Here is a 3,090-nt window from a genome sequence, read left to right on the forward strand (position 1 = left end):
AGAGTTAATACTACCTGGTCCCCAGAGGTGCTCCTGACCACCCTGGTCCACCTGGTCCCAGGGGCTCAGATCGCCAGTGAGAGCACCACCGGCGCCGCCCTGCGGTTCAGCGCGTCGGCCGCCTGGCGCAGCCGGTGGGCGTGCTCGATCGGGAGCGACAGGGCCAGGCATCCGACCGACGATCCCGCCGTCAGCGGCACCGCGGCGCAGACCGTGCCCACCGCGTACTCCTGCAGGTCCAGCACCGGGACCGTCGGCGGCTGGCTGTCCAGCTTGGAGAAGAGCACCTTCTCGTTGGTGATCGTCCGGGACGTGAGGCGGGCGATCTTGTGGCGTGAGAGGTGGTCCCGGCGGCCGTTCTGGTCCAGCTGGGTCAGCAGGCACTTGCCCACCGCGCTGGCGTGCGCGGCCGAGCGGAAGTCGACCCACTCGTTGACCTTGGGGGTGCGGGGGCCGTCGGCGACCTGGGTGATCTTGACCTCGCCGTCGATGTACCGGCTGATGTAGACCGCCGCCCCGACCGAGTCGCGCAGCTCCGTGAGGGTCTCCTGGAGCTTGCTCTCCAGTGCCTCACGGCGGGTGCTGCCCGAACCGAGCAGGACGAGCGAGTCACCGATGACGTAGGCGCCGTCGGCGACCTGCTCCACGTACCCTTCACGGCGCAGAATCAGCAGGAGCGACGACAGATGGCCGACGGGCAGACCGGTTTCGCGAGCGATCTGGACGTCGGTCACCCCACCACCGTGCCGTGAGACCGTCTCGAGGACGCGCAGGGCGTATTGCACCGAGTGGAACGGCGCGGTGGGCTCGGGCTTCAGCGCCACGGTTTCCCCCTAGCAGGTTGTGACCGCAAGCTTCGTTACCACGATAGCCGCCAAGAACCGTTTCGGGGGCGGCTGTTGGCGAGATTGATGCGGCGCCCCGGCGCCATACGCTGGGGCGCACCACCATGGCATATGCCCTCGGCAAACTTGAGCCGTAGACCCTCAGGTCAGAGCACCGCGCCGAGGAACTCGCGCGTGCGTTCGTGCCCCGGATCGCCAAAGATTTTTTCTGGCGAACCGGACTCGATCACCTTCCCGGAGTCGAACATCAGCACTTCGTCCGAGATGTCGCGGGCGAATCCCATCTCGTGCGTGACACAGAGCATGGTGATGTCCGTCGTCCGCGCGATGTCCCGGAGCAGATCGAGGACACCGGCCACCAGCTCGGGGTCGAGGGCCGAGGTGACCTCGTCGAGAAGGAGCACTTTCGGCCGCATCGCGAGCGCCCGTGCGATGGCCACCCGCTGCTGCTGGCCGCCGGACAGCTGCGCGGGTCTGGCATGCGCCTTGTCGGAGAGCCCGACGAGCTCCAGCAGATCCCGGCCGCGCTGCTCGGCCTCGTCCCGGTCCAGGCCGAGGACCCGTACCGGAGCCTCGGTGAGATTTCGCAGAACGTCCATGTGAGGGAAGAGGTTGAAGTGCTGGAAGACCATCCCGATCTTCTTGCGGACCTCGCGGCGGTGCTTCTCGTCGGCCGGATGCAGCTTGCCGCCGTTCACCCGGATCGTGCCCGCGTCGGGCCGCTCCAAGGTCATCAGGAGCCGCAGGATCGTCGTCTTGCCGGAACCGGAAGGTCCTATGAGGGTGACGTGCCGGCCCGGCCGGACCGAGAAGCAGAGATCGTCCAGGACGGTGGTGTCCCCGAAGCGCTTGGTGACGTTCTCGAAACGGATCAGGTCATGGGTCTCGGTCGGTTCAGTGGGCAAGGCGGCGCTCCAGGGTTCGTACGAGCAGGGAAGCCGGGTAGGCGATCAGGACGAAGGCGACACCGACGACCGTGAGCGGCTCGGTGTACTGGAAGGTCTCCGCCGACTCCAGACGGGACTGCTGGAGCATTTCCAGCACGCTGATCCCGGCGAGCAGCGGAGTGTCCTTGAGCATGGCGATCACGTAGTTGCCGAGCGCGGGCGCGATCCGGCGCAGCGCCTGCGGCAGGATCACGGTCAGCCAGGTGCGGTGGGCGGGCAGGCTGAGCGCGGTCGCCGCCTCCCACTGCCCGGCCGGTACGGCGTCGATGCCGGCCCGGTAGACCTGTGCCGTGTACGTCGAGTAGTGCAGGCCGATCGCGAGTGTGCCGGTGGTCAGGGCGGAGAACTGCACCCCCCACTCCGGCAGCACGAAGAAGAGGAAGAACAGCTGCACCAGCAGCGGGGTGGTGCGGATGAACTCGGTGACGACATGAACCGGCCACCGCACGAGCCGCGACCCGGCCCGGAAACCGGCTGCCCAGACGAGCCCCAGCGTGAACGCGATCAGCGAGCCGAGGACCAGCACCTGAAGGGTGACCAGCAGGCCGTCCCAGAAACGTGGCGTGAAGTCCGCCACCGCGGACCAGTCCCAGTTCACTTGACCCCCACCCCCAGTCCGGCCTTGGCCTTCTTCTCCCAGGCCTTCATCGAGCGGGTGACCACCAGCGCCAGCAGGGCGTAGATCACCAGCGTCACGGTGTAGATCCCGGCGCTCTGCTGGGTGGCCAGCCGCACCAGATAGGCGGCGAAGGAGACGTCGCCCACACCCAGCAGCGACACCAGCGCCGTGCCCTTGAGCAGCTCGATCAGCAGATTGCAGAAGCTCGGGATCATCTCGGGCACAGCCTGCGGCAGCATCACGTGCCGCATCCGCTGCCAGGGCGTGAAGCTCAGGGCCACACCCGCCTCGCGCTGCGCCACCGGCACGGCGTTCAGCCCGCCGCGCACGATCTCGGCGCCGTACGCGCCGTACGACAGGCCGAGCGCGAGGATCGCCGCCCACATCGGGACCAGCTGCCAGCCGATCAGCGGGGGCAGCACGAAGAACAGCCAGAACATCAGGATCAGCGCCGAGACCCCGCGGAAGACCTCGGTGTAGAGCCCGGCGAGGAAGCGGACCGCGGGGGAGCGGTGGGTGCGGGCCATGCCGACGGTGAAGGCGACGAGCGCGCCGAGCGCGGCGCTGCCCGCGAGCAGCTGAATCGTGATCCAGATGCCGGGCAGGATCCAGTTCTGCCAGAGTCCGGCGGTCATCGGCACAGCTCCTCGGCGGTCAGCGTGGTCATCTCGGCCTCGGT

4 protein-coding genes are annotated in these 3,090 nt (G+C 68.1%); all 4 read right to left on the reverse strand.

Annotated features, from left to right (window positions below):
* Positions 1 to 65: 65 nt before the first annotated feature.
* On the reverse strand, positions 66 to 824 hold the full coding sequence (locus IEZ01_RS10755) for an IclR family transcriptional regulator (protein WP_189201329.1): 759 nt from the start codon (positions 822 to 824) through the stop codon (positions 66 to 68).
* A gap of 167 nt (positions 825 to 991) precedes the next feature.
* Positions 992 to 1,750 (reverse strand): ectoine/hydroxyectoine ABC transporter ATP-binding protein EhuA, encoded by a 759-nt coding sequence (gene ehuA / locus IEZ01_RS10760; protein ID WP_019886629.1) that lies wholly within the window; start codon positions 1,748 to 1,750, stop codon positions 992 to 994.
* On the reverse strand, positions 1,740 to 2,390 hold the full coding sequence (gene ehuD, locus IEZ01_RS10765) for an ectoine/hydroxyectoine ABC transporter permease subunit EhuD (protein WP_189201331.1): 651 nt from the start codon (positions 2,388 to 2,390) through the stop codon (positions 1,740 to 1,742). The genes ehuA and ehuD overlap by 11 nt, the downstream gene beginning before the upstream one ends.
* Complete coding sequence (ehuC, locus tag IEZ01_RS10770) at positions 2,387 to 3,046, reverse strand: ectoine/hydroxyectoine ABC transporter permease subunit EhuC (RefSeq protein ID WP_019886627.1); 660 nt, start codon at positions 3,044 to 3,046, stop codon at positions 2,387 to 2,389. The genes ehuD and ehuC overlap by 4 nt, the downstream gene beginning before the upstream one ends.
* Positions 3,047 to 3,090: the final 44 nt, after the last annotated feature.

The organism is Streptomyces purpureus (genome assembly GCF_014648195.1).
Lineage (GTDB): Bacteria > Actinomycetota > Actinomycetes > Streptomycetales > Streptomycetaceae > Streptomyces > Streptomyces purpureus.